At 48.7% G+C, this 24,648-nt stretch carries 17 protein-coding genes and 1 other RNA gene; 14 read left to right on the forward strand and 4 right to left on the reverse strand.

Translation table 11 applies throughout. The annotated features are described in order from the left end of the window. Positions 1-5 precede the first annotated feature (5 nt). From CIK88_RS07460 to CIK88_RS07470, 3 genes are all read right to left on the reverse strand, one after another. Entirely contained in the window at positions 6-899 is an 894-nt protein-coding gene (locus tag CIK88_RS07460) for an RluA family pseudouridine synthase (protein ID WP_094435796.1), read from the reverse strand. A 302-nt stretch (positions 900-1,201) separates the two neighbouring features. Then, positions 1,202-1,405, reverse strand: coding sequence for a hypothetical protein (locus CIK88_RS07465; RefSeq protein ID WP_094435547.1), 204 nt, complete (start codon positions 1,403-1,405; stop codon positions 1,202-1,204). Positions 1,406-1,470: 65 nt separating this feature from the next. After that, positions 1,471-2,049 (reverse strand): HU family DNA-binding protein, encoded by a 579-nt coding sequence (locus tag CIK88_RS07470; protein ID WP_094435549.1) that lies wholly within the window; start codon positions 2,047-2,049, stop codon positions 1,471-1,473. A gap of 201 nt (positions 2,050-2,250) precedes the next feature. On the opposite strand from CIK88_RS07470, the gene CIK88_RS07475 reads away from it, so the two are divergent. The 4 genes from CIK88_RS07475 to CIK88_RS07485 all read left to right on the forward strand — a co-directional run bounded on the left by CIK88_RS07475 (position 2,251) and on the right by CIK88_RS07485 (position 8,163). Then, on the forward strand, positions 2,251-2,472 hold the full coding sequence (locus CIK88_RS07475; RefSeq protein ID WP_094390561.1) for a DUF4248 domain-containing protein: 222 nt from the start codon (positions 2,251-2,253) through the stop codon (positions 2,470-2,472). 495 nt (positions 2,473-2,967) lie between these two features. Continuing rightward, positions 2,968-3,114: a hypothetical protein gene (locus CIK88_RS12405; RefSeq protein ID WP_158214661.1), complete on the forward strand. Its 147-nt coding sequence runs from the start codon at positions 2,968-2,970 to the stop codon at positions 3,112-3,114. Positions 3,115-3,452: 338 nt separating this feature from the next. Continuing rightward, positions 3,453-4,916: a trypsin-like peptidase domain-containing protein gene (locus CIK88_RS07480; protein WP_094435551.1), complete on the forward strand. Its 1,464-nt coding sequence runs from the start codon at positions 3,453-3,455 to the stop codon at positions 4,914-4,916. A gap of 430 nt (positions 4,917-5,346) precedes the next feature. Next, positions 5,347-8,163, forward strand: coding sequence for a pitrilysin family protein (locus tag CIK88_RS07485; protein ID WP_094435553.1), 2,817 nt, complete (start codon positions 5,347-5,349; stop codon positions 8,161-8,163). A 91-nt stretch (positions 8,164-8,254) separates the two neighbouring features. Here CIK88_RS07485 and CIK88_RS07490 read toward each other — a convergent pair whose 3' ends face one another. Beyond that, a complete protein-coding gene (locus CIK88_RS07490) occupies positions 8,255-9,538 on the reverse strand; it encodes an O-acetylhomoserine aminocarboxypropyltransferase/cysteine synthase family protein (RefSeq protein ID WP_094435555.1) in 1,284 nt (427 codons plus the stop codon). Positions 9,539-9,782: 244 nt separating this feature from the next. Between CIK88_RS07490 and CIK88_RS07495 the strand changes: the two genes are divergently transcribed. From CIK88_RS07495 to CIK88_RS07540, 10 genes are all read left to right on the forward strand, one after another. Then, entirely contained in the window at positions 9,783-11,066 is a 1,284-nt protein-coding gene (locus CIK88_RS07495; protein WP_094435557.1) for a serpin family protein, read from the forward strand. A gap of 214 nt (positions 11,067-11,280) precedes the next feature. Further along, positions 11,281-14,019 carry a TonB-dependent receptor gene (locus CIK88_RS07500; protein WP_094435559.1) on the forward strand — a complete coding sequence of 913 codons (2,739 nt, stop codon included), beginning with the start codon at positions 11,281-11,283 and terminating at the stop codon, positions 14,017-14,019. 63 nt (positions 14,020-14,082) lie between these two features. Next, the gene (locus CIK88_RS07505; protein WP_094435561.1) at positions 14,083-15,633 is read left to right on the forward strand and encodes a hypothetical protein; all 1,551 of its coding nucleotides are present in this window, start codon (positions 14,083-14,085) and stop codon (positions 15,631-15,633) included. A 264-nt stretch (positions 15,634-15,897) separates the two neighbouring features. After that, positions 15,898-17,118, forward strand: a complete 1,221-nt coding sequence (locus CIK88_RS07510) for an efflux RND transporter periplasmic adaptor subunit (protein WP_094435563.1) — start codon at positions 15,898-15,900, stop codon at positions 17,116-17,118. A gap of 18 nt (positions 17,119-17,136) precedes the next feature. Further along, entirely contained in the window at positions 17,137-20,241 is a 3,105-nt protein-coding gene (locus CIK88_RS07515) for an efflux RND transporter permease subunit (protein WP_094435565.1), read from the forward strand. Positions 20,242-20,277: 36 nt separating this feature from the next. Next, entirely contained in the window at positions 20,278-21,507 is a 1,230-nt protein-coding gene (locus CIK88_RS07520; RefSeq protein ID WP_094435567.1) for a TolC family protein, read from the forward strand. 188 nt (positions 21,508-21,695) lie between these two features. Then, positions 21,696-22,559 carry an RNA polymerase sigma factor RpoD/SigA gene (locus CIK88_RS07525; RefSeq protein WP_094390571.1) on the forward strand — a complete coding sequence of 288 codons (864 nt, stop codon included), beginning with the start codon at positions 21,696-21,698 and terminating at the stop codon, positions 22,557-22,559. A 5-nt stretch (positions 22,560-22,564) separates the two neighbouring features. Then, positions 22,565-22,990, forward strand: a complete 426-nt coding sequence (locus CIK88_RS07530) for a hypothetical protein (protein WP_144007364.1) — start codon at positions 22,565-22,567, stop codon at positions 22,988-22,990. A gap of 18 nt (positions 22,991-23,008) precedes the next feature. Then, positions 23,009-23,370: RNase P RNA component class A (rnpB, locus tag CIK88_RS07535), an RNA gene on the forward strand. 42 nt (positions 23,371-23,412) lie between these two features. Further along, positions 23,413-24,333 carry a TIGR01212 family radical SAM protein gene (locus CIK88_RS07540; protein ID WP_094435569.1) on the forward strand — a complete coding sequence of 307 codons (921 nt, stop codon included), beginning with the start codon at positions 23,413-23,415 and terminating at the stop codon, positions 24,331-24,333. Positions 24,334-24,648 lie beyond the last annotated feature (315 nt).

Consider the following 24,648-nt stretch of genomic DNA (forward strand, 5'->3'; position numbering starts at 1 on the left):
AGCAATTACTTAAACAATAATCGGAATGAGGCGGGGATGGGTGTTTCAAACTCCATCCGTTCGCGTGTGACGGGATGCACCATGCACAACATATAGGCATGGAGGCAGAGTCTGTGGAGCGGATTGTCGCCGTTGCCGTATTTCACGTCGCCACACACGGGATGTCCCATGTCTGCCGTATGCACACGGATTTGGTTCTTGCGTCCTGTTTCCAGTTTAAACTCAGCGAGGGTATGGTCGGTGGTGCGCTGCAACACCTTGAAATGTGTCACGGCATATTTTCCGCCGTTATCCACAGGCGATGAGTAGGTGACATACGCCTTATTGTCCTTCAGCCAGTTTGCCACCGTACCGCTGTCGTCCTTCATCTCTCCGCTGACCACAGCCACATAGCGTCTGTCGAAGACGATATCGTGCCAGTTGTGTTCCAGAACCTGTTCTGTCTCGATATCCTTGGCATATACCATCAGTCCGCTGGTATCGCGGTCGAGGCGATGCACCACGTGTGCAGTACATTTCTGGTGACTCTTCTTGAAATAGTCGTCGAGCACCGTTTTCACGTTCAGCGAACTGTGTCCTGCTGCCATCGAGAGGATGCCGATATTCTTTTCTATCACGATAATCCATCGGTCCTCATATACTATTTTCAGCCATCGGCTCTTAAACTGCGTTTGGTTGCGCTTGGTGCGACTGACTGCCACTTTCATGCCTGGTTTCAGCAGGAAGTCGAATTGGGTGACGGTTTTCCGGTCCACTCTCACTCCCCTGCCCTGCAGTGTCAGTTTGATTTTGTTGCGACTCTGTTCCACGGTATCGAGCAGAAATTCCAGTAGTGGCTGTTCCCTCTTCACCGTATAATGGGCATAATCGCCCTGCTGATTATAAGGATTATATTTCATTGTCATATTGCAAAGGTACGATTAAGCGAGAGAAAAACCAAATAAATTTGTGTTTTTCCGAGCGTGAGTACCTAAAATCCGTAGGATTAAAGGTACGAATAAGCGAGCGAAGTACAAAAGAAAAATACCTTTTTCTTTTGTACTTCCGAGCGGAAGTACCTTCGACCTTCAGGTCAAAGGTACGAATAAGTGAGCGAAAAACCAAAAATAGCCTTTTGCCGTAAGACGTAGGACATTTGTCCCTTAACTTCTCTCTTACTTCCCTCTAACTTCCCTTAACTTCCCCACACCAAACCTCAAAACTAACTGTGCTTGCCCAACCGTTGGTCTATCACGCAATCCACTCCGATAAGGCTGCCGGAGAATATCAGACACTGTGCCACAAACCACAATACCGACTCGCTGATCTCGCCCGTAGGCGGAGTGAAAAATCCCATGAAGGCAAACACGATGGCTGTAACGATGCAGACCAGCGATGCCGTCTGCTTATAACGGATACTCTTCATGATAAGAATCTGCTGTTAGGGCAGTGCCCCTCTCGCCTCAGGGGAGCGAGGCACTGCGGTTAGGTTCAGCCCTCCACTCCGCTACCGCCGCTTGGGGTACCGCCAGAGGTGCTGCCAGTTGACGAGCTACCGCCGCCACCGTTTGACCCCGGGTTGTTGTCGGTCACCTTTACAGGGATGGGCAAGAGTCCCTCCTTGTTGGCCTCCTTGATACCCATGCACTCGTAGGCGTGGCGGTCTGCGCGAGTCGTTGAGGTGTTGTTAAACTTGCCGCCGAGCTTCTTGCCGCTGAAGGGGAGGAAGCGGAGGTTCACACCGGCAATCTGTGCCACATCAAACTTGGATGGGTCGCTGACCGCCTTCTTGCCGTCGTTGCGGATGGAGTTGTAGAACGTTCCGAGTTCGCCCAGCTTCACCTTGTAGCCCTGCGCCAGCAGTTCGTTGATGCAGTCAACCATTTTGGTCATCACTCCGACCACCACGTCGCGGGTATAGACTGATCCGTGGTCTGAGATGTGGGCTGCCAGCTCGTCAAGGTTCACGGTGCCCTGCGAAACGGGTTGTGCGTAATACTTGGCGTAAGCAGTGCTCTTGGTGTTCATGCACTTCTGCAGGCAGTAGCGAATAGTAGTTAGTGTACTCATAATAGAAACGATTTTAGTTAAACAGAAGAAAATTATCGCCTGCAAAGGTACAGGTATGCTTGGACGAAATGTCAGTTAATGTCACTTATTGCCACTTATGCCGTGTTAAAAGAACTTAAAGTCGGGCGCTGCGCCTCGCTTCTTTTGCCCCATTGCGGCAAAGGCAGTAACTTTGCGTAAAAATAAAATCATCTGAACATTATGCCTACACTACGTCCTTACACCTCCATGAGTCGCACCCGTCTGGCACAGCTCTACTGCCCCGATGTCACTCCTCGCCATGCCTGGCGCACGCTGAAAGCATGGATGGATCGCTGCCGTCCGCTCATCGCCCGCCTCCGATCGCTCGGCTACGACGGCCGTCAGCGCATCCTTTCGCCTGCCATGGTAGCCGCCATTACGGAGTATCTCGGAGAGCCTTAAACCGCCGAACGTCAATCGACGAGGGCGATTGGCAATATCTCCTTCGACGATTGGCGTTATCGCCACCGCCGAACGGCATACCTCGCGCGCGCCCCTGTTTACTGCCGATTCGGGCAGTTGCCCGAAAAACGGTTACGATTTGAAACCCTTGTTGCAGAAGATAGAAACTTTAACAGAAGTGTTAATGCGATTTAACGTTTTTTTTTTGTTAACGCAAAGGTTCGTACCTTTGCAGCCGAGGTTCAGCCTCACGGATACAGCGGTATTCGGCCATGTGACATGTGACATGTGACATGTGACAAACGAAACAGAAGCAACGAACGAATAGGGGATGTAAAACTTTATTATATATTATAATATATATATTATAATATATAATAAGATTATATACCTTACAAATTCTAATACTTTACCAGACTTGCACTACTTGTACACCGTATGTCACATGTCACATGTCACATGTCACTTATTCACTAACCCTCAAAATAACGAGCTATGACAAAAGAAAAAGAAAAACCCAGTACCGAGAAATCGCAAATCATCAGCGAACTGGCAAACAAACTCGGATTCAGTGTTGACCTCCTGCAAAGCGTGGTCGGTAACAGAATTAAAGGAACGTTTTCGTTAAGCCAAATGAGCTGAATTAAGCTCGCTTAAACTCTGCCATGGCGAGAAAATGAAGGGTGAAAACCAACGTTTTCGTTAAGCCAAATGAGCAGAATAAAGCTCGTTTAAACTCTGCCATGGCGAGAAAATGAAGGATGATAAGAAAATAACTTGCAACTTTTTCAAATGATGTTTTGTGATTTTTTCAACAATAGCAGGTAAAGCGCAAACAGCCGTTAAGGGGAGCGGTCGAAGTGTTAAAATGCGCCAAAAAGCAATGCCATTTTGGCAGTTTAACAGATTTTGCGTCTATATTTGCACCCAGTTTCACGAAAACGGGAATTATAACATCAAAAAAAAACATAAAAAAGAACATGAAAAAGATTGTGAAAAGCATTTTGCCAGCGGTCTATCTGATGGTGATCGCATTTTCTGCTGCATCGTGCAACAAAACCCAGGCGGCTCCTGCTGCTGCCCCGGGACAACCGGTGGATCTGACTTACGCTGCCGACAAGGCTCTGCCTTCGGTGGTTTACATTAAATCGGTGATCAACTCTAAAGTGCAGACCGTGGAATATGCCGACCCCTTTGAGGATTTCTTCTCAGACCCCTTCGGCGGCTTCTTCGGCCGCGGGCAGAACGGCAGCAACGGAAGCCGCAAGCGACAGGTGCAGACCCCGAGACAGGCCGCTGCGGGCAGCGGTGTGATCATCTCTGCCGACGGATATATCGTGACCAACAACCATGTGGTGGATGGCGCTGACGAACTGACCGTTACGCTCAACGAGAACAGTAAGGAGTATTCAGCCCGCATCGTCGGTGCCGACAAGACCACCGACCTGGCGCTCATCAAGATTGATGCTAAGAATCTGCCTGCCATCGCCATTGCCAATAGCGACAATGTGAAAGTGGGCGAATGGGTACTGGCTATAGGCAACCCCCTCGGACTGAACAACACAGTGACTGCGGGCATCATCTCTGCCAAGGCACGCCAGATGGGCGAAGGCGTTTCGTCGATGATTCAGACCGACGCTGCCATCAACCAGGGTAACTCGGGCGGCGCGCTCGTCAATACACGCGGCGAACTGGTCGGCATCAACGCGATGATATACTCTCAGACCGGACAGAACATCGGCTATGGCTTTGCCATTCCTACCGCTATCATGAACAAGGTAGTCGCCGACATCAAACAGTATGGTACCGTGCAGCGTGCCATGATAGGCATCAAGGGCAGCGACGTCAGCACCTATGTGGACGTGGAGAAGGAAAAGGGCAACCAACTCGACCTTGGCACCATGGAAGGCATCTATGTGGCCGAAGTGGTGGAGGATGGTGCTGCCGCCTCGGCAGGACTGAAGAAGGGCGATGTCATCACGAGCATCGACGGCCAGAAGATCAAGAAGTTTGGCGAACTGCAGGGCATCATCGCCCAGAAGCGCCCCGGCGACAAACTGACTGTCACCTATCTGCGCAACAAGAAGAGCCATTCTGCTACGCTGACGCTGAAGAACGAACAGGGCACTACCAAGGTGGTGAAGAATGCCGACCTCGATGTACTGGGCGGTACGTTCCGTGCCGTCACCAGCAGCCAGAAGGAGCAATTGAACATCGGCTATGGTCTGCAGGTGGCTAAGATTAGCGGCGGCAGACTGAAAGAGGCTGGCGTGCCCCAGGGCTTCATTATCCAGCGCGTGAACGAACAGCCGATGAAGTCGGTGGAGGACCTGCAGAATGCGGTGAAGGAAACTTCAACCTCCAAGGATCCTGTACTCTTCATCCAGGGTGTGTTCCCCACTGGCAGGAAGGGGTACTTCGCCGTTCCTCTGGTCAACGAGTAATACCAGTAAAACGATACGCCATCCATTACGGATGATGCACATACAGCGTGCCGCCTTGAAGCGATTCAGGGTGGCACGTGTTTTTTTTCTCCATTATTGATTTATTCAAGTTTCGCAACTGAGGGAATTGATAGAAGTTAAAGAAGTTATCACTCCCTACGGTCGTTCGGGAAGTTAAGAGACAATAGCCTTTGCCGTAAGACCTAGGACATTTTGACGTAAGACCTAGGACATTTGTCCCTTAACTTCCCTCTTACTTCCCTCTAACTTCCCTCTAACTTCCCCACATGCGCAACTGAGGGACTTGAATTAAAAAACATTAAAAGGCACTATAAATCGGTGCAAAAGCTTTGCTTATCATAACAAAATACTTACTTTTGCACACAATATCCTAATCGCGAGAAAATCATTATTAACAAAATCGTAAAATATGAAAACAAAAAATCTATTGGCAGCGGCCATGCTACTGTTAGGTGCAACACCAACGACGGCACAGCAAATGCCACCTATCCCCGTGGATAGCAAGGTGAAGATTGGTCATCTGGACAACGGACTGACCTACTACATCCGCAAAAACAATTTCCCTGAGCATGTGGCAAGCTTCTATATCGCACAGAAGGTCGGTTCTATCAACGAGAACGAGGACCAGCGCGGACTGGCACACCTCTTGGAGCATCTGGCATTCAACGGCACAGAACACTTCAAAGACAATACCCTACAGGAATATCTGCAGAGCATCGGCGTGGAATACGGTCGCAACCTCAATGCCTATACCAGTATTGACAAAACGGTGTATTTCTTCACCGATGTGCCCACCACCCGACCAACGGCTGTGGATTCGTGTATGCTGATACTGAAAGACTGGAGCAACGGCATCTCGCTGACGCAGAAAGCCATAGACGACGAGCGCGATGTGGTGCACAATGAGTACCGCATGCGCATGGTGGGTCAGCAGCGCATGATCGAGCGCAGTCTGCCTCGCCTCTACCAAAACGAGAAATACGGCTTCCGCATGCCTATCGGACTGATGAGCGTCATCGACGGATGCAACCCCGAAACCCTGCGCGACTACTATCGCAAATGGTATCGCCCAGACAACCAGGCCATCATCGTGGTGGGTGATGTGGACGTAGATCATATCGAAGCACAGATCAAGACGCTGTTTGCCGACATCAAGGTGCCTGCCGATGCCGCCAAAGTGATACCAGAGCAGGTAAGCCCCAACGATACCGCAATCTATGTGGTGGATAAGGACAAGGAACAGCAGTTTGACCTCTTCCTCATCAACATGAAGCACAAAGCTATTCCCGATGAGATGAAGGTCAACATGGACTATCTCCTCATGAAATACATGGACAATGCACTCACCCTCATGCTGAACACCCGATTCAGCGAGAAAGCCCAGGAGCCCGACTGCCCCTATCTGCAGGCTGTGGGCGACAATGGCGATTACCTCATGTCGAGAACCTGCGGTGCCTTCACGCTGACAGGACTCGCCAAGGAAGGTCAAGTCAAGGAGGCGTATGCCGCTGTATTGCGTGAAGCCAAGCGTGCGCACGACTTCGGTTTCACTGCTACAGAATATCAGCGTGCCAGGGACGAGATCAAAAGTCAGATAGAGAAAAACCTTGCCAATAAGGACAAAATGAAGAATGAGCAGTTTACCACACAGTATGTGGATCACTTCATTGCCAACGAACCTATCCCCTCGATAGAAGACGAGAGTGCTATCCTGCAACAGCTCATCCCCAACATCCCCGTGGAGGTGATCAATATGTATGCCAAGAAACTCATCTGCAACAGCGATACCAACTTCGTGACGCTGATGATGATGCAGGAGAAAGACGGTAAGGCATACCCCACCGAACAGCAGTTGGCTGACATTGTGAAAGGGGTGAGGGCAGAGAAACTCGAAGCCTACGTGGATCACGTGAAGAACGAACCCCTCATTGCCCAGCTGCCTAAGGCTGGCAAGATCAGGAAGACCGTAGAGAATAAGGTGTTGGGATATAAGGAACTGACACTGTCTAACGGTGCGAAGGTCATCATGAAGAAGACCGACTTCAAGGACAACGAGATTCTCTTCTCTGCAAAAGCCAAGGTGGGATATTCGGCATTTGAGAAAGCCGATCAGAGCAGTGTGATGCTGATGACCCAGGCACTGGATGCCAGCGGTCTGGGCAATTTCACCAACGCAGAACTGGAAAAGGCCATGGCTGGCAAGCAGGCGAGTGTCAAATTCACCATGGATCCGTTCTACCACGGATTGAGCGGTAAGAGCACTCCGAAGGATATCGAGACGCTGATGCAACTCATCTACCTCGATATGACAGCAGTGAAGAAAGACGAGAAATCGTTTGCCAACCTGCAGAACACCTATGCCACCATCCTTGCCAACCAGAGCAACAACCCCAACCTCGTGTTCCAAGACTCAGTACAGAGCACCGTATATCTGGGTAGCAAACTGGCACGCATACCTTCTGCCGACGATATCAAGGCCATCAACTACGACCGTCTGCTGGCCATAGGTAAGCAGTATTATGGCAATGCCAAAGACTTCACCTTCTATTTCGTGGGCAACTACGACGAGGCTACACTTCTGCCACTCATCGAACAGTATATCGCTTCGCTGCCTGCAAAGGGCTGCACCCTGCAAAACAAGGACATCCCCTATGCCAAAGGCAAGGTGAGCAACGTATTCACCAAGGCGATGAGCAACCCACAGAATCAGGTTCAGGAGATATGGTATGCCATGACGCCTTACACACTGAAGACTGACGTGCTGGCTGACGTGGCAGCTCGCCTGTTGGAGATGAAGTATCTGCGATCTATCCGTGAGGAACTCAGCGCTGCCTATCATGCGGGTGCCACCGCCTCTGTCTTCACCGATAAAGACGGTTTGGCTGCTGTCAATATCGTTGGTAGCGCACAGCTGAATCCTGAGAAGTCGGATGCTGCCATCCCCTGCTTCTTCCAAGGCATGAAGGAGGTCGTGGCAGGTGCTGATGCTGCCGACCTGCAGAAGGTCAAGGAGATTCTGCTGAAGCAAGCCGATGTGGACAGCCGTGAGAACAGCCACTGGCTTAGCGTGCTGATCAACTATGCCACACGCGGTGTAGATACCCATACCGACTATAAGAAGACGGTCAACGAGATTGACAGTAAACAGATATCAGACTTCCTCCAGAACACAATCCTCAAGTCTGGCAACCATGTGGAAGTCATCATGAAGGCTGTGAAGGAATAATCACCGTGACATCCGAATAACAAAACAGGAGGCAAACACCGATGATGCGTGTCTGCCTCCTGTTTGTTATTATTGTTTATGAAAACTACTTTCAGATCTTATCGAGAGCCTGACGGATGTCGTCGAGGATGTCGTCACAATCTTCAATACCGACAGAAAGACGAATGAGATCGGGAGCCACACCAGCCTCACGAAGCTGTTCGTCGGAAAGTTGACGGTGGGTATGGCTGGCAGGGTGAAGCACACAGGTGCGTGCATCAGCCACGTGGGTCACGATATTGATCATGTCGAGCGAGTCCATAAAGCGGATAGCGGTCTCACGGTCGCCCTTCAGTCCGAAGGCTATGACGCCACACGATCCGCCAGGCAGATATTTCTCTGCCAACTCATGATAGGCATCGCCTGGCAGTCCGCTATAGTGTACCCATGCCACACGAGGGTCTGCCTGCAGAAATTCTGCCACACGCTGGGCATTGCTGCAATGCTGTGCCATGCGCAGATGGAGGGTCTGAAGACCGAGGTTGAGGATAAATGAGTTCATCGGTGCAGGGATAGAGCCCAAGTCGCGCATGAGCTGGGCAACGAGTTTGGTGGTATAGCCCATTTTTCCGAATGCCTTGACATAGGTGAGTCCGTGGTAGCTCTCATCGGGAGTGCAGAGTCCGGGGAACTTATCGGCATGCGCCATCCAGTCAAACTGTCCGCTATCTACGACAACACCTCCCACCTGCGATGCCGTGCCATCCATGTATTTCGTGGTACTGTGGGTCACGATGTCGGCACCCCATTCAAAGGGGCGGCAGTTGATGGGAGTGGCAAAGGTGTTATCTACAATGAGAGGCACACCGTTACGATGGGCAATGCGTGCGAATTTCTCGATATCGAGTACGGCACAGCCGGGATTGCTGATGGTTTCGCCAAACACCGCTTTGGTATTGGGACGGAAAGCCTTTTGTATTTCCTCTTCGCTATCGTTGGGATTGACAAAGGTACATTCAATACCCAGTTTCTTCAGGGTGACGCCAAAGAGATTGAATGTGCCACCATAGATTTCGTTGGAAGTAACGATATGGCTGCCAGCCTCACAGATATTAAACACGGCATAGAAGTTGGCTGCCTGTCCGCTACTGGTCAGTACTGCCCCTACTCCACCTTCGAGTTGTGCAATCTTCTTGGCCACAGCATCGTTGGTAGGATTTTGCAGACGGGTATAGAAATAGCCCTCTTTCTTCAAATCGAAGAGCATCGCCATTTCTTCAGAGTTATCATATTTAAAGGTAGTACTCTGGATGATTGGCAACTCAATAGGTTCACCGTTTTTCGCTTCATAGCCTCCCTGTACACAGATAGAGGCAGTTTTTAGTTGTTTTTTCATTTGCAATATTTTGTTTTATCTGTTTTGCGTTGCAAAGGTACGATTAAGTAAGAGAAACTCCAAGAAAAATAGACAACAAGAATAGGAGTTTTCAAAAAATATACTTATCTTTGCAAAGGAAAACCGCCATGAGAGGCTTATACGGTTAAGAGTTGTTAAGATTGTGGCTGTCTCATGCAATCTATCCATATCATCGGCATTTACCAGATAAGAAACAATTTGAAATTAAAACCATACAACAACAATGAAGCACTACACAACAACCGCGGCGATACTATTGACTGCCGCCCTTACCGTTTCATGCAACAGTAGCAAGAAGCTCCAAAACCCCAACAACCCTTCGACAGACAATACTGTCGTTGTCACTCCCTCTAACTCTACAGATATGGATGAAGCATACCTCACACTCAGCGATGCACAGCGCGACATCGTCAACCGCAACAATGTCTTTGCACTACAGCTCTTCAATCAGGTTAGCGACCACAGCAGCAAAGTGGTGTCACCACTGAGCGTAGCATACCTCATGGGAATGTTGGCTAACGGTGCTGATGGAGTCAGCCAACAGGAAATCCTTAAAGCTATCGGCTGTGAGGGTATCGACATCAACGACCTCAACTCGCTCTATCAGAATATCCTGCAAACTGCCGACCGACTGGATCAACAGACCACGGTAAGCATTGCCAACTATATTGCCGTGAACAAGGCATATCGGCTGCGTCCGCAGTTTGTCAGCACCGTGACAGACCATTACATGGCTGGGGTGGAAAGTCTGGATTTCAGCAATCCTGCCACAGTAAAACACATCAACAACTGGTGTTCCAAACATACTGACGGCATGATTCCTTCCATCATCGACCAGACTGATCCTGCTGCAGTATCTTATCTGATGAATGCCATCTATTTCAACGGCACGTGGGAGAAGAAGTTTGATGCACGCAATACCAGTGAAGAGATTTTCCGTGGATACACCCGCGATATTCAAAAGGTGGAGATGATGCACCAACGTAACAAGTTCCTATACGCAGAAATGCCACTCTACAAAGCCGTTGTGCTGCCATACGGCAATGGTGTCTATCACATGACGGTGTTGCTGCCCAACGAAGGTAAGAGCATCAACGAGATGATGGCATCTATCGACGCTTCGACACTCTCTACCCTGACCAGCAAGATGAATATCTGCAATGTCAATCTGCAACTGCCGAAGTTCACCACCGAGACCAACATCCCGCTCAACGGCATTGTCAGCACACTGGGAGCACCCAGCATCTTCAATCCTGCCGAAGCCGACTTCAGCAAGTTTGCCGATGGTCAGTTCTATGTATCAAAGATGTTGCAGAAGGCTAAGATTGAAGTGAGCGAGAAGGGCACCAAGGCTGCTGCCGTTACTGCTGCTGTCATGCTGACGTCACTCGGTCCGACTGACTATCGTGATGTCAACTTCATTGCCGACCACCCGTTTGTCTATACCATCAGCGATTCGCTGAGCGGCACCCTGTTGTTCGTTGGCCAGTTTACTGGCAATAAGTAATCGATAAGGCGCAGCCCTTATCGCCCATTCCACTTCCGGTGATTGAATCCGCTTGGTTCAACCACCGGAAGTGTTTTTTTTATCTCCATTGCCTTTCCCATACCCGTAATACGACTGTCGTACCATTGTCATTCACTTTCAACACCAGCGTAACAGACCTGTAATAAGAGACACGTAACTTTGCAGCCGAAATCATAATAGTAATGAGAAAGAAATGAAAATGAACAAGAGAATCATTGTTGCAGCATGTCTTGCAGTTGGTTGTTTGCAGACTTGGGCGCAACAAATCAAAGGTATCGTTAGCGATGCAAAAACGCAGGAAACATTGATCGGTGCGGTCATCTCAGTAGAGGATTCTAACCTGAAAGCTATCACCGATATGGAAGGTTGCTTTACACTCGATGGACTCAAATCAGGAAAACACACCTTATTAATTAACTATATAGGCTACAAGACCTGCCAACTGCAGGTGGATGCACAAAAGGGCAACACACAAGTGGTGAAGGTGGCTCTCTCTCCCGACGAGCAACAGCTCAAGGAGGTGACGGTTACGGCGGTGGAACGCAAGAATACCGATGCTGCCATGGTACAGATGGCTAAACAGAGTGCGTTGGTCATGAACAATGTTTCGGCTCAGGAAATCAGCCGTACACAAGACACCAATGCGGGCGAGGTCATCCGCCGTGTACCTGGTGTAAGCCTCATCGACGATAAGTTTGTGATGGTGCGCGGACTCTCTCAACGCTACAATAATGTATGGGTGAACGGAGGGGCAGTGCCCAGTAGTGAAGCTGACTCAAGGGCGTTCTCGTTTGACATCATACCCAGTTCGCAGATTGACAACCTCACCATCGTCAAATCTCCTTCTGCCGAATATCCTGCCGACTACTCTGGCGGTTTCATCATCGTCAATACCAAGGAGATTCCTACATCCAATGGTTTCTCGCTGATGCTGGGTGGCACCTGGAATACCTCTACCGCCATGAAGGACTTCAGCTATTACAAGGGTTCTGCCACAGACTTCCTCGGATTCGACAATGGCAAGCGCAGCATGGACATGCCGTTCAACTACGATTGGGCGGTGAAGAGCAAAAAGCCATTCGGCGATCTGAAACTGGCGGCAAGCATGAACCACCGTTGGAACCTGAACGGACGCACCCTCGGACTGTTGGCTGCGATCAACTACACCAACGAATACCGCACATACGAAAACATGGAGAACAACCTCTTCGGCATTTATGATGCGGTGAACAACAAGCCCAACTATCTGCGCTATTCTGTTGACGACCAGTATAACAATAATGTGAGACTGGGGGTCATGGTCAACCTTACCCTGCTCTCACGCAACGGAAAGCACAAATACCAACTCAAAAATATCTTCAACCAACTGGCTACCAGCCGATACACCTGGCGTGACGGTGTTAGCGCACAGTCGGATATGGAGCGCAGCGCGGAATACTACTATCGAAGCCGTACCACGTACAACGGACAGCTGACGGGAAAACACTCGTTTACTGACGATACCTTCGACTGGAATATCGGTTATGCCTATGCCAATCGAAGATTGCCTGATCGCAAGCGCTATATGGTGAACGATGCACTTGAAACGGGAGTGTTTGCTCTCAGCACAGGCAACGATGTGAAACGCGAATGGACTGCACTCGATGAACACATCGCCTCTGTAGCACTCAACGAGAAACACCATTTCACGCTTGGTTCATGGGAACCTGATCTCATGGCTGGTACCTATGGCGAATACCGCACAAGAGCGTATGAAGCTCACGAGTTCTACTACCAATGGAATCCCGGCAACAACACATTGCCCAGCGACTTCCAATACATGGATGTGCCAACACTCCTTGGTAATCCCGACAATCTGGGCGACAATAAGCTCTACCTCTTCGAACAACTGCAGATGCGCAACAACTATCGGGGACACAACATCTTAGGGGCTGGTTATCTCAACATGATGCTGCCATTCGGCAAGGTGACTGTCAATGCTGGACTGCGCTTCGAGCACAACGATATGGAACTCATCTCCAACACTCGCGACAACGAAAAGAGCGAACAGAGTCGCCACTATCGCACCAACGACCTCTTCCCCTCACTCAATGCCACCTATCGCATGAACGATATTCACCAAGTCAGACTCTCCTATGGACGAAGCATCAACAGACCGGAGTTTCGCGAAGTGGCATCGTCGGTCTATTACGACTTCGACCTGGCAAGCGATGTGCAGGGTAATACCGAACTGAACAACTGCTACATCGACAATATCGACCTGCGCTATGAAATCTACCCCAGTCGAGGCGAACTCATCTCGCTGGCACTCTTCTACAAGCATTTCGATTCACCCATCGAATGGACCTACACCGTGGCAGGTGGCACCAACCTCATCTATTCCTATAAGAATGCACGGAGCGCAAACAACTATGGTATAGAACTCGATATCCGCAAAAACCTCGCCTTCATCGGTCTCCCTGACTTCAACTTGTCGTTCAATGGGGCACTCATCAAGAGTAAGGTGGCTTTCGCTCCTGGCAGCAAAGAGGAAAACAGACCCATGCAGGGACAGTCGCCATACCTCATCAACACTGGACTGTTTTACAAAAACAAACCACTGAACCTCGATGTGGCGGTACTCTACAACCGCATCGGAAAGCGCATCATCGGTGTGGGACGCAGCGAAGGAAGCAGTGCCTCTGACGAGAATGCTCGTGTGCCTCATAGCTATGAGATGCCTCGCAACGTGATCGACCTCTCTGCCACGAAGCGCTTTGGGGAGCACTGGGAAATCAAACTCCAGGTGCGCGACCTCTTGGCTGAAAAGGTTTACTACAAACAGTTTGCCGACGTGACATACACCGATGGTAGCCAGCGTACCGTCGAAGAGGTGGCGCGATGCTATAAACCCGGTCGCAACATTGGTTTGCAGGCCATCTACAAATTCTAATACGAAATTGATAATATACTGAAATAACAGATGTTTTGTTTAATCAAAAAAACAAGTAACAAGATGAAAAAGATGAATTTCATGGGATGCATGGGCATCCTCGCAATGACGGCTATGATGGCCGCATGCAGCAGCAGTAACGATGATCCTACACCAGACCCTAATCCACAACCTGGACAGAATTCGGTCTATAAATGGACCAAAGACGGAGGACTCAATGCCTGCGACCATATACTCTTCGATGCTGACGGCAAAGAAGATGCCAATGGTACTGTCATTGGCAACGGCGATCAGGAGTTTGTATTCACTGGCAAGCAACAACTCAAAAAAGGTACATACACGCTGAAAGGATGGATCTATATCGCAGCAGGAGCAGAACTGACCTTCGAACCGGGAAGTGTCATCAAGGGTGACAAGACTACCAAGGCAACGCTTATTGCTGAGCGTGGCGGTAAAATCATTGCACAGGGTTCGGCAACCGAACCGATCGTCTTTACTTCTGCTGCGGCTGCCGGACAGCGTCGCCCCGGTGACTGGGGGGGAATCATCCTCTGCGGTAAAGCGCGCAACAACCAAACGGAGATGCAGATTGAAGGTGGACCACGCACCAAGCACGGCGGCAATGACGATGCCGACAACTCAGGTGTTTTGAGCTATGTTCGTATCGAGTTTGCTGGATATCCCTTCAAGGCTGACCAGGAAATCAACGGTCTGACTTTGGGTAGCGTAGGTTCTGCCACCAAGATCGACCACGTACAGGTTTCATTCTCCAACGACGACTCGTTTGAATGGTTCGGTGGTGCGGTCAACTGCAAATACCTCATTGCCTACAAAGGATGGGACGATGACTTCGATACCGACAACGGCTTCTCTGGTAAGGTGCAGTTCGGTCTTGCCGTACGCGACCCGAAGATTGCCGACCAGAGCCAGAGCAACGGTTTCGAAAGCGACAACTGTTCTGATGGTTCTCAGCTTTCTCCTTACACCACTGCCACCTTCTCCAACATCACCTTCGTTGGTCCAAAATCGGCTTCTGACTTTGTCAACGACAAGAGCTATATCACTGCTGGCAACTATTTTCCCAACAACGGTTCGGGTCTCGGACGTTTCCAGGCTGCCATGCAGATTCGCCGTTCGTCACGTCTAAACTGTGTCAATTCGCTGGTTATGGACTGGCCTATCGGTCTGATTGTTGATGGTGAAAAGGGCAATACTCCTGAAGAAGCAAGCAAGGGAACACTGCATCTGCAAAACATACTGATGGCTAATCTTGACATCATCGGTTCGGATGCCAACAAGAGCTACGAGGATAAGGAATACGACTTCGCCAACAAGACGGTAAAGGCTGACAGCAAACAGTCATACTCTCACACCTTCTTCGCTGCTCAGCCTGGCAACAAGGCACTGGCAGACAAGACTTCATTGAAACTAACTGACACCAAAGGCGTTGGCGTAGCGATCATTCCACAGAGTGGCAGTGCTGTGTTTGGCGCACAGAACTTCAAGGGTCTCGACAGCTGGTTTACTTCTATCAACTACGTTGGAGCATTCAATGCCAACGACAACTGGCTCGATGGTTGGACCAACTTCGACCCTCAGAATGCCAAGTATTAATCCCAACCGACTGATTAGGGTAAAACCTTACATACATACGTTTCTTACATACGTTCTCTCGTTTAGAGGCACGACCTGTCAAACAGGTATCGTGCCTCTTTTTTATCCACATTACGACACGAACTATTACCAACTTACCGATTGAACATGAAACACATTTGCAACCCAGTTGCAGAAAATAGCAGTTGAAACTTATATCATACTTCGATATTAAGACGTTTCACTAATTTTGCACGGAATAAAAAAAAGAAAACCTGAAAAAATATGAAAGACAATATCAAACGACTGGCAATAGTGATAGCCGCAACACTGGTGGCTGTAGGTGGATTTACACTACTGTCACACGGTGACGACGATCACCACGATGCACATGCAGGACATAGTCAGGCAGAAGACGAACACCACGATGAAGAACAAGATTTCAAAAACATACCTCTAACAGCTAAACAGATTGCTACTATAGACTTAAAAACTGACTCTGTGCAACACCGTGAACTCGATGCTACCATCCGCGTCAACGGGTCGATAGTTTTGCGCCCACAGTCGATGGGTAATGTTGCCTCACTAATGGGTGGCGTGGTAAAGAACATCCTCGTGAAAAACGGACAACACGTGACAAAAGGTCAGGTGGTGGCAACCATAGAAAATACTGATGTGGTGACACTACAACGCGAATACTATGCTGCCTACAAAGAATGTGAAATGGCACAAATAGAAAAGCAACGCCAAGAAACACTGGCACAGCAGGGGGCTGGTGTGCAGAAGAACCGCCAACAGGCTGAACGCAACTATCAAGTGGCGCACGCCACCATGATAGGTATTGGTCGCCAACTGCAACAAATGGGCATCAGTACCCATGCCGTAGGACGAGGACAGTTTACCACAACATTCCCTCTGCGTGCTCCCATCAGCGGAACAGTATGTCAACTCAATGCACCACTGGGCAGCTATGCTGATATGCAAACACCACTGATGACTATCCGCAATAATGATCAAGTGGAGTGCGACCTGAACGTCTTTGAGAAAGACCTGCAGAAAGTGAATAAAGGAGACCGCGTATTGCTGGCTCTCACCAACCAACCCGGCATAGAAGTCAGCGGACAGGTTTATGGCATCAACGACTATTTCAACGATGGTACAAAGAGTGTTGCCGTACATGTGAAACTGGACGGTAACGCCAAAGCACGACTGATAGACGGTATGTTTGTCACAGGACGCATTGCCACTGGCAGAAAGCGTTGCAAAGCACTGCCCTCAAAAGCCATTATCAATACCAAGGGTAAAACCTACATCTTTGCACTCGACAAAAAAGGAAAAGACGGGGACTGTGTGTTCTCACGACATGAGGTGACGACCGGAGTGACCGATTCTGGATATACCGAGGTGGAACTCTGTAAACACATACAAGACGGACAGCAAATCGTAACAGAAAACGTGTTCTATCTGGCTTCGCTCATCGGTGAACACGGTGAACACAACCATTAATATAGCTAATACCTCTCTATGTTTCAGAAACTGATAGATTTTTCCGTCACACACAAACTGACGATAGGCATTCTGACCCTTGCCATAGCGGTATGGGGTATCGTATCATTGGTGCATCTTCCCTTCGATGCCACACCGGATATTACTGACAATCAAGTACAGGTCATCACCCAAGCTCCTGCACTGGGCGCACAAGAGGTGGAACAATACATCACCACTCCGATAGAAATGGCATTAGCCAATATCCCGCGACTGGAAGAAAGACGCAGTATCTCACGTAGCGGACTATCGGTCATCACACTTGTGTTTGACGATGCTGCCGACATCTACTGGGCTCGCTCACAGGTGAGCCAAGTACTGATGGACGTGACCAAGGAACTGCCTGCCAATACAGATACCGAGATGGGACCTATTGCCACCGGACTGGGCGAAATATACCACTATACCATAAGAGCCAAAGAGGGCTATGAAGACAAATACACGCTGACGCAATTGCGCACCATGCAAGACTGGATAGTACGCAAACAACTGTCGGGTACACCTGGTGTGGCTGAGGTGAGCGGATGGGGAGGATTTGTCAAACAGTATGAAGTGGCTATCGAAACCAACCGACTGACTGCCTACGGACTGACTGTGGGCGATGTCTTTGAAGCACTGCAAAAGAACAATGCCAATACGGGTGGCAGCTATATCGAACAGGATGCTAACCAATACTACATCCGCGGACTGGGTGTGCTGACCTCTGCCGACGATCTGCGCCAAGTGGCTGTCAAGACTGTTGATGGCAACGTGGTGAGCGTGGGTAATGTGGCTACCATACAGATGGGACATGCAACACGTTTCGGAGCAGTAACACGCAACGGTAATGGTGAAGCGGTGGCAGGTATTGCCATCATGCTGAAAGGTGAAAACTTCCAAGAAGTGAGCCAACGCGTAAAGGATCGCATCAGCCAGATACAGAAATCACTACCGGAAGGTGTGGTCATCGAACCATTCATAGACCGTACCAATCTGGTGAACCGCGTGGAACATACCATTGCACGCAACCTCATCGAAGGCGGACTCATCGTCATCTTCGTGCTGATACTCTTTCTCGGCAACTGGCGGGCAGGCATCGTTGTGGCAAGTGTTATCCCACTGAGTATGCTCTTTGCTTTCGGTATGATGAAGACATTCGGCATTGACGGTAACCTGATGAGTTTGGGAGCCATAGACTTTGGTATGATAGTCGATTCGGCGGTAATCATCGTCGAAGCGGTGGTGACCCATATCAACAGTAGTGCCGACAAATACCCTACCCTACGGCTGACACGTCAGGAGATGGACAACGAGGTGCATTTCTCGGCATCACGCATCAGGCAGAGTGCTGCCTTCGGCGAAATCATCATCATGATTGTCTATATCCCATTGATGACACTCATAGGAATTGAAGGAAAAATGTTCCGCCCCATGGCATTAACAGTATTCTTTGCCATAGTCGGCGCCTTTATCCTTTCATTGACCTATGTGCCGATGGCAAGTTGCACATTCCTCAGCAGAAAGGTACATACCCAAGAAACGGTTTCCGACAGGATGCTTGCCAAACTGCAAGAATGGTATCGACCGATATTGGAATGGACGCTGCAACGTCGCAAAGATGTCATTACCATTGCCGTTGCACTGTTCTGCGTCAGCGGTGTAGGCTTCAAGTTTTTGGGCGGTGAATTCATCCCAAGTCTGGAAGAAGGCGACTTTGCCATCGAGATGAGTATGGCACAAGGCACGTCGCTCTCACAAATGGTGGAGAGTTGCAGCAAAGCGGAACAACTCCTGAAAGCCAAATATCCTGAAGTAAAACAGGTGGTGAGTCGTATCGGCAGTGCCGAGATTCCTACAGACCCGATGCCGGTGGAACGTGCTGACATCATGGTGGCACTGAAGCCAAAAGCCGAATGGACTTCGGCAAAGACTACCGACCAACTCATGGCGATGATGTCGGAAACACTAAAGAACATTCCCGGTCTTGAAGCCGAACTGACCCAACCCATACAAATGCGAAACAATGAATTGCTGACGGGTATCAAACAGGATGTAGCCATCAAAGTGTTTGGCGAAGACCTCAACGTATTGCAACAGCAAGCTGCTAAGATTGCTGGACTGGTGCGCAACGTAAGAGGTGTCAGCGGCGTACAGGTGGAACAGGTTTCTGGACTCCCGCAAATACAAGTGCGCTACAACCACAACCGCATGGCTGCCTATGGTGTCAGCGTAGATGATGTGAACCGCATACTTGAAACAACATTTGCAGGCGCCACAGCAGGTGCTATCTATGAAGGCGAGAAGAAATTTGACGTGGTGGTACGACTCGACAATCGCAACCGCACGGTTGAAGAACTTCGACAGTTGGCAATTCCCGTTGGCGAGGGCATTACGGTGCCTTTAGAACAATTGGCAGATATTGTCAATGAGCCTGCTCCGTCACAGGTTTCCCACGAGAATGGCGAGCGCCGCATTTACGTCGGTTTCAATATCAAGGGACGCGACATGCAGTCAACCGTGGAGGAGATAGAAACGCTGATGAACGAAAAGGTGCACCTGCCCGAAGGCTATTATTACACCTATGGCGGTGAATTCCAGAATATGCAGAGTGCTATCAACAGACTGAGCATTGTAGTGCCTATCGCGCTACTGATCATTCTGCTGTTGCTCTATGCCACGGTGAAGAACCTGCGCGACTCACTCTTTGTATTCTCTGCCATCCCATTGGCTTCCATCGGTGGCGTATGGGCTTTATGGCTCAGAGGTATGCCCTTCTCCATATCGGCAGGTGTTGGTTTTATTGCCCTCTTCGGTGTGGCTGTGCTCAACGGTATTGTACTGGTGGGACAGATGAACCAAATGCAACGTGAAGGCATAGCGGACATCAACCAACGCATCACACAGAGTTGTATGATTCGCTTGCGCCCTGTTCTGATGACTGCCCTTGTGGCGTCAATGGGTTTCCTGCCTATGGCAATCTCTACAGGCGATGGCGCAGAAGTGCAACGCCCGTTGGCAACAGTAGTGATCGGTGGACTCATCACTTCCACCCTGCTCACACTTCTGGTATTGCCTGCGATTTACCGCACCTTTAAAAAAGAATAAATCACACATCTTATATATATTAAAGAGTAAGACACTATGCGACACATCATCCTCACAATAATGGGTACGATAATAAGTGGTGCTGCCATGGCACAAATGCGCCACCTGTCACTTCAAACATGTATTGACATGGCGATGAAGCAGAGCCCGACAATACGTATGGCAAACAAACAAGTGGAACGGGCGCAGGCATTGCAAGGCACGGCATGGGACTTGGAAAAGACAGAGCTGTCGCTTTCGCAAGACCCTACATCGGGAGGTAGTCCTGACAACGCACTGTCGGTAACGCAGAGTTTCGACTTTCCCACAGTATATATTGCCCGACGTCAACAGTTAAAAGCTGAGACACAAGCCGAAAGGAGCAGACTGGAGATGGAACAAAAAAACGTGGAGGCTGCTGTGGCTTCTGCCTATTTCCAACTGGTTTATCAGGAACAATGCCTTCGTAACCTAAGAAGACAAGACAGCATCATGACACGCTACCGTACCGTGGTGCGCCAACGTATGGAGGCTGGAGAGACAGGCAGACGTGAACTCATCAATGCAGAACGCTTACAGCGCGAAAACCAACTCGACATCGTAAAAGCTGAAAATGAGGCTGAGAATGCTCGATTGCAACTGATGCAGGTGATTGGCACCGATGAACCCATCACTGCCGCAGACGAACTGTTAACTCCCATAGAATTCGTCCTACCGGCCTATAACTATCAACAAACTCCAGAAGGACGGTTCTCCAACGACAAACTGCAAGCTGCTGAACGCCAGGTGAAGGTAGAAAAAAGCGGTTATGCCCCATCCCTCTCACTCTCACTACGCAATCAGATGGTTATCTCTTCATGGAATCCCTACAACGAAGATCGTAGCAGATATGACGGTGGAAACTTCATGGGCTTTGAGGTTGGTGTAGGCATTCCCTTGTTTTATGGCGCTACCAAAGCACGCGTCAAGGCTGCTAAAGCTGAGCGCGAACAATTGCAAATACAGATTCAACAGGAAGCACAACAACGTGAATCTCAATACAACGCACTATTGAGCCGTTGCAATGCTGCACGGCAACGAGTGGAATACTACGCCGAAAACGGTTGTCAGTGGAACGATGAGATGGTGAGACTTGCCACAGCTGAATACGAACAAGGCGAAATCGGATATGTAGAATATGTAGGCATACTGAAAGATGAAATCGATGTCTATCAGAAACGCGCAGAAGCCATCAATGAATACAACCAAACCGTCATAGAACTACAGCGTCTGTGCGGTACTAAATGATATTTACCACATCTATTCTTCATAGACAAACATCCTTTGTCCATAGACGAACCAGTATCCTTGCCCCCCATGATCCAAGAACAAATCAGGGAGCAAGGATACAAAAATATTATAAAAAGAGGTTTTTTGTTTTGGTCTTTCGAAAAAAATACTATACCTTTGCAAAATACACCAAACCAAAAAAACCTATGAGACAGCTGAAGATCAACACATCCATCACCAACCGAGAGAGCGAATCTCTCGAGAAGTACTTGCAGGAAATCGGTAAAGAAGAACTGCTAACAGTAGATGAGGAAGTGGAATTGGCACAGCGTATTCAGAAAGGCGACAAGCGCGCTTTGGAGAAACTGACAAGGGCCAATTTACGTTTCGTTGTTTCAGTAGCCAAGCAATATCAGAACAGAGGACTATCATTGCCCGACCTCATCGACGAGGGCAATATAGGACTCATCAAGGCTGCTGAAAAATTTGACGAGACACGAGGCTTTAAGTTTATATCTTATGCCGTTTGGTGGATCAGACAAAGTATCCTGCAAGCCATTGCAGAACAGAGCCGATTGGTCAGAATGCCACTCAATCAACAAAGTGCGTTGAGCAGAGTGACCCATGAGGCTAATAAGTTTGAACAAGAACACGAGCGGAAACCATCGTCGGAAGAACTGATGCAGCTTGTTGATTTGCCGCAGGATAAAATTGACGAAGCGCTCAATGCTCACACATGCCATGTATCGATGGATGCTCCATTTGCCGATGGTGAAGACAGTAGCCTCATCGACGTGATGGAAGATACCAACTCACCGATGGCTGACCGAGAACTCGTAAGAGAATCGCTGCGAGCAGAAATAGAGAATGCGCTGAAAACACTCTCCAACAAAGAGCGCTCTGTAATAGAAGCCCTCTACGGTATCAACTCACCAGAGATGACCATGGAAGAGGTGGGTGAAAAATACGGTCTGTCCCGCGAACGTGTCAGACAGATTAAGGAGAAAGCCATTAGGAGGCTACGTAATAATACGAACAACACGATGTTAAAATCATATTTAGGACAATGAAAACAATGACAAAAGCAATATTATTGCTTCTCATGGCGCTAACCATGCCAATGGTAGTCAACGCCAAAAACATAAAGACTCCGAAAGTCTATATCTTTGGATTTTCAGCTTCTTTCCAAGATTCCACCATCTACATGACCGATGTGCAGGAAATCACCAACGTCTGGATAGAAAGCAAAACAAAATTTCTGTTGGGCAGAGAACACTACTCACGCCAACTCAACGAATACCTCACAGCACAACAACACCCCAATAGGGTTTGCTTGGTAATATTTGCACTCAAAAGAGAAGATGCAGAGAAGAAATATCTCAAAATGAGAAAACAATACACGTCGAAGTCGAAACGCAAATACGATATGAAGTATCTCAATACCAACGACTTCAAATTCTCTACAGTCAATCTTGACATAGAAGAAGAACCAAAGAAATAAACGCAGAAAAGATAGTAAACAGTGTTTCGGTCTGCCGCTGGCATCAGCAATGGTGCGAGAGGAAAGTCCGGGCAGCATAGGACGTCCCACTTCCGAAAACAGAAGCAGTTGGCGACAGCTGGATATGGAAGAAGAGAATGACCGCCCGCAAGGGTAAGGGTGAGAAGGTGGTGTAAGAGACCACCAGCCGACGGGTGATCGTCGGGCTGTTCCATCTGGGAGCTGCAAGTTCACGTAAACCATCGTCTGAGGGTTGTCCGCCCGAGTAACAACGATGGAGGGTAGAATGCTAGAGACGTAGGGTGACCTGCGTAGTAGATAAATGGCAGACGCCTTGCCTTAGCAAGGAACAGAACCCGGCTTACAGAAACACTGTTTACTCTTTTTTTTTATATTCTTTACTTTCCTTATCTTCCTACAACATGCGCTACAACTCCTACAGTACATGGATACGGCAACAGTTTCCATTTCGCGTACAGAAGATTGCCGTTGATGCTGGTTTCTCTTGTCCCAACCGAGATGGACACATCAGTACAGGAGGGTGTATCTTCTGCGACAACCGTACCTTCAATCCATCATACTGTAATCCTGAGAAATCCATCACTACACAACTGGAAGAGGGAAAACAGTTTTTCAGTCATAAATATCCGGATATGAAATATCTGGCATATTTTCAAGCGTACTCCAACACTTATGCAGATATAGACACACTGAAACGCCGCTACGAGGAAGCTCTTGACGTAGAAAACGTGGTAGGACTGGTCATCGGCACACGCCCAGACTGCATAGACGCAACAACACTCAACTATCTGGAACAACTGAACCAACAGACCTTTCTCATCGTGGAATACGGCATCGAGTCTGCCAACAACACCACGCTGCAACTCATCAACCGCGGACATACTTTTGAGACATCATGTCAAGCAATCAAAGCAACTCATGACAGAGACATACTTACTGGTGGGCACGTCATATTGGGACTTCCTGGTGAAGATGAGAAAGAAAGCATGCGCCAAGCCGATTTGATATCTGCCCTACCACTCGACTTATTAAAAATCCATCAATTGCAAATCATTAAAGGCACACCATTGGCACGCCTATACCAACAAAATCCTTTTCCGCTCTATAACGTTGATGAATACATCCGTTTGGTTACAGCCTATTTGGAAAGACTAAGACCTGACATCGTGGTAGAGCGTTTCGTGTCGCAATCGCCAAAAGAGATGAAGATTGCCCCACAATGGGGATTGAAAAACCATGAGTTTACCGACCGCCTTCTAAACTATATGACGAGGACACATGCCCAACAAGGCCGGCTCTATCATGCACTCGGATATCAATAAGGTTTTATGACTGGCAATAGTCTTATGAACAATTGGGGATTAATAGCAATCATTATATGATGGTATCAGCCCCGTTTTTGAAGCACCCAACGCTGAGTATATATTTACACCACATTATCTTACACCCATTACAGTATTACAGTATTACAGTTTTCAAAAAGCAAAAACAATGGGTTTCCAGCATTTTTGCTAAGCAAAAACATGAAAAATCCATTATATAAGCCTAAAAAATAGTTTTCAGAAACTGTAATACTGTAATACTGTAATGGAGCTAAACGACAAATATTAGCACAATTTCTTTACATAAGATTCTCA

The organism is Prevotella sp. P5-50 (assembly GCF_002251295.1).
GTDB lineage: Bacteria > Bacteroidota > Bacteroidia > Bacteroidales > Bacteroidaceae > Prevotella.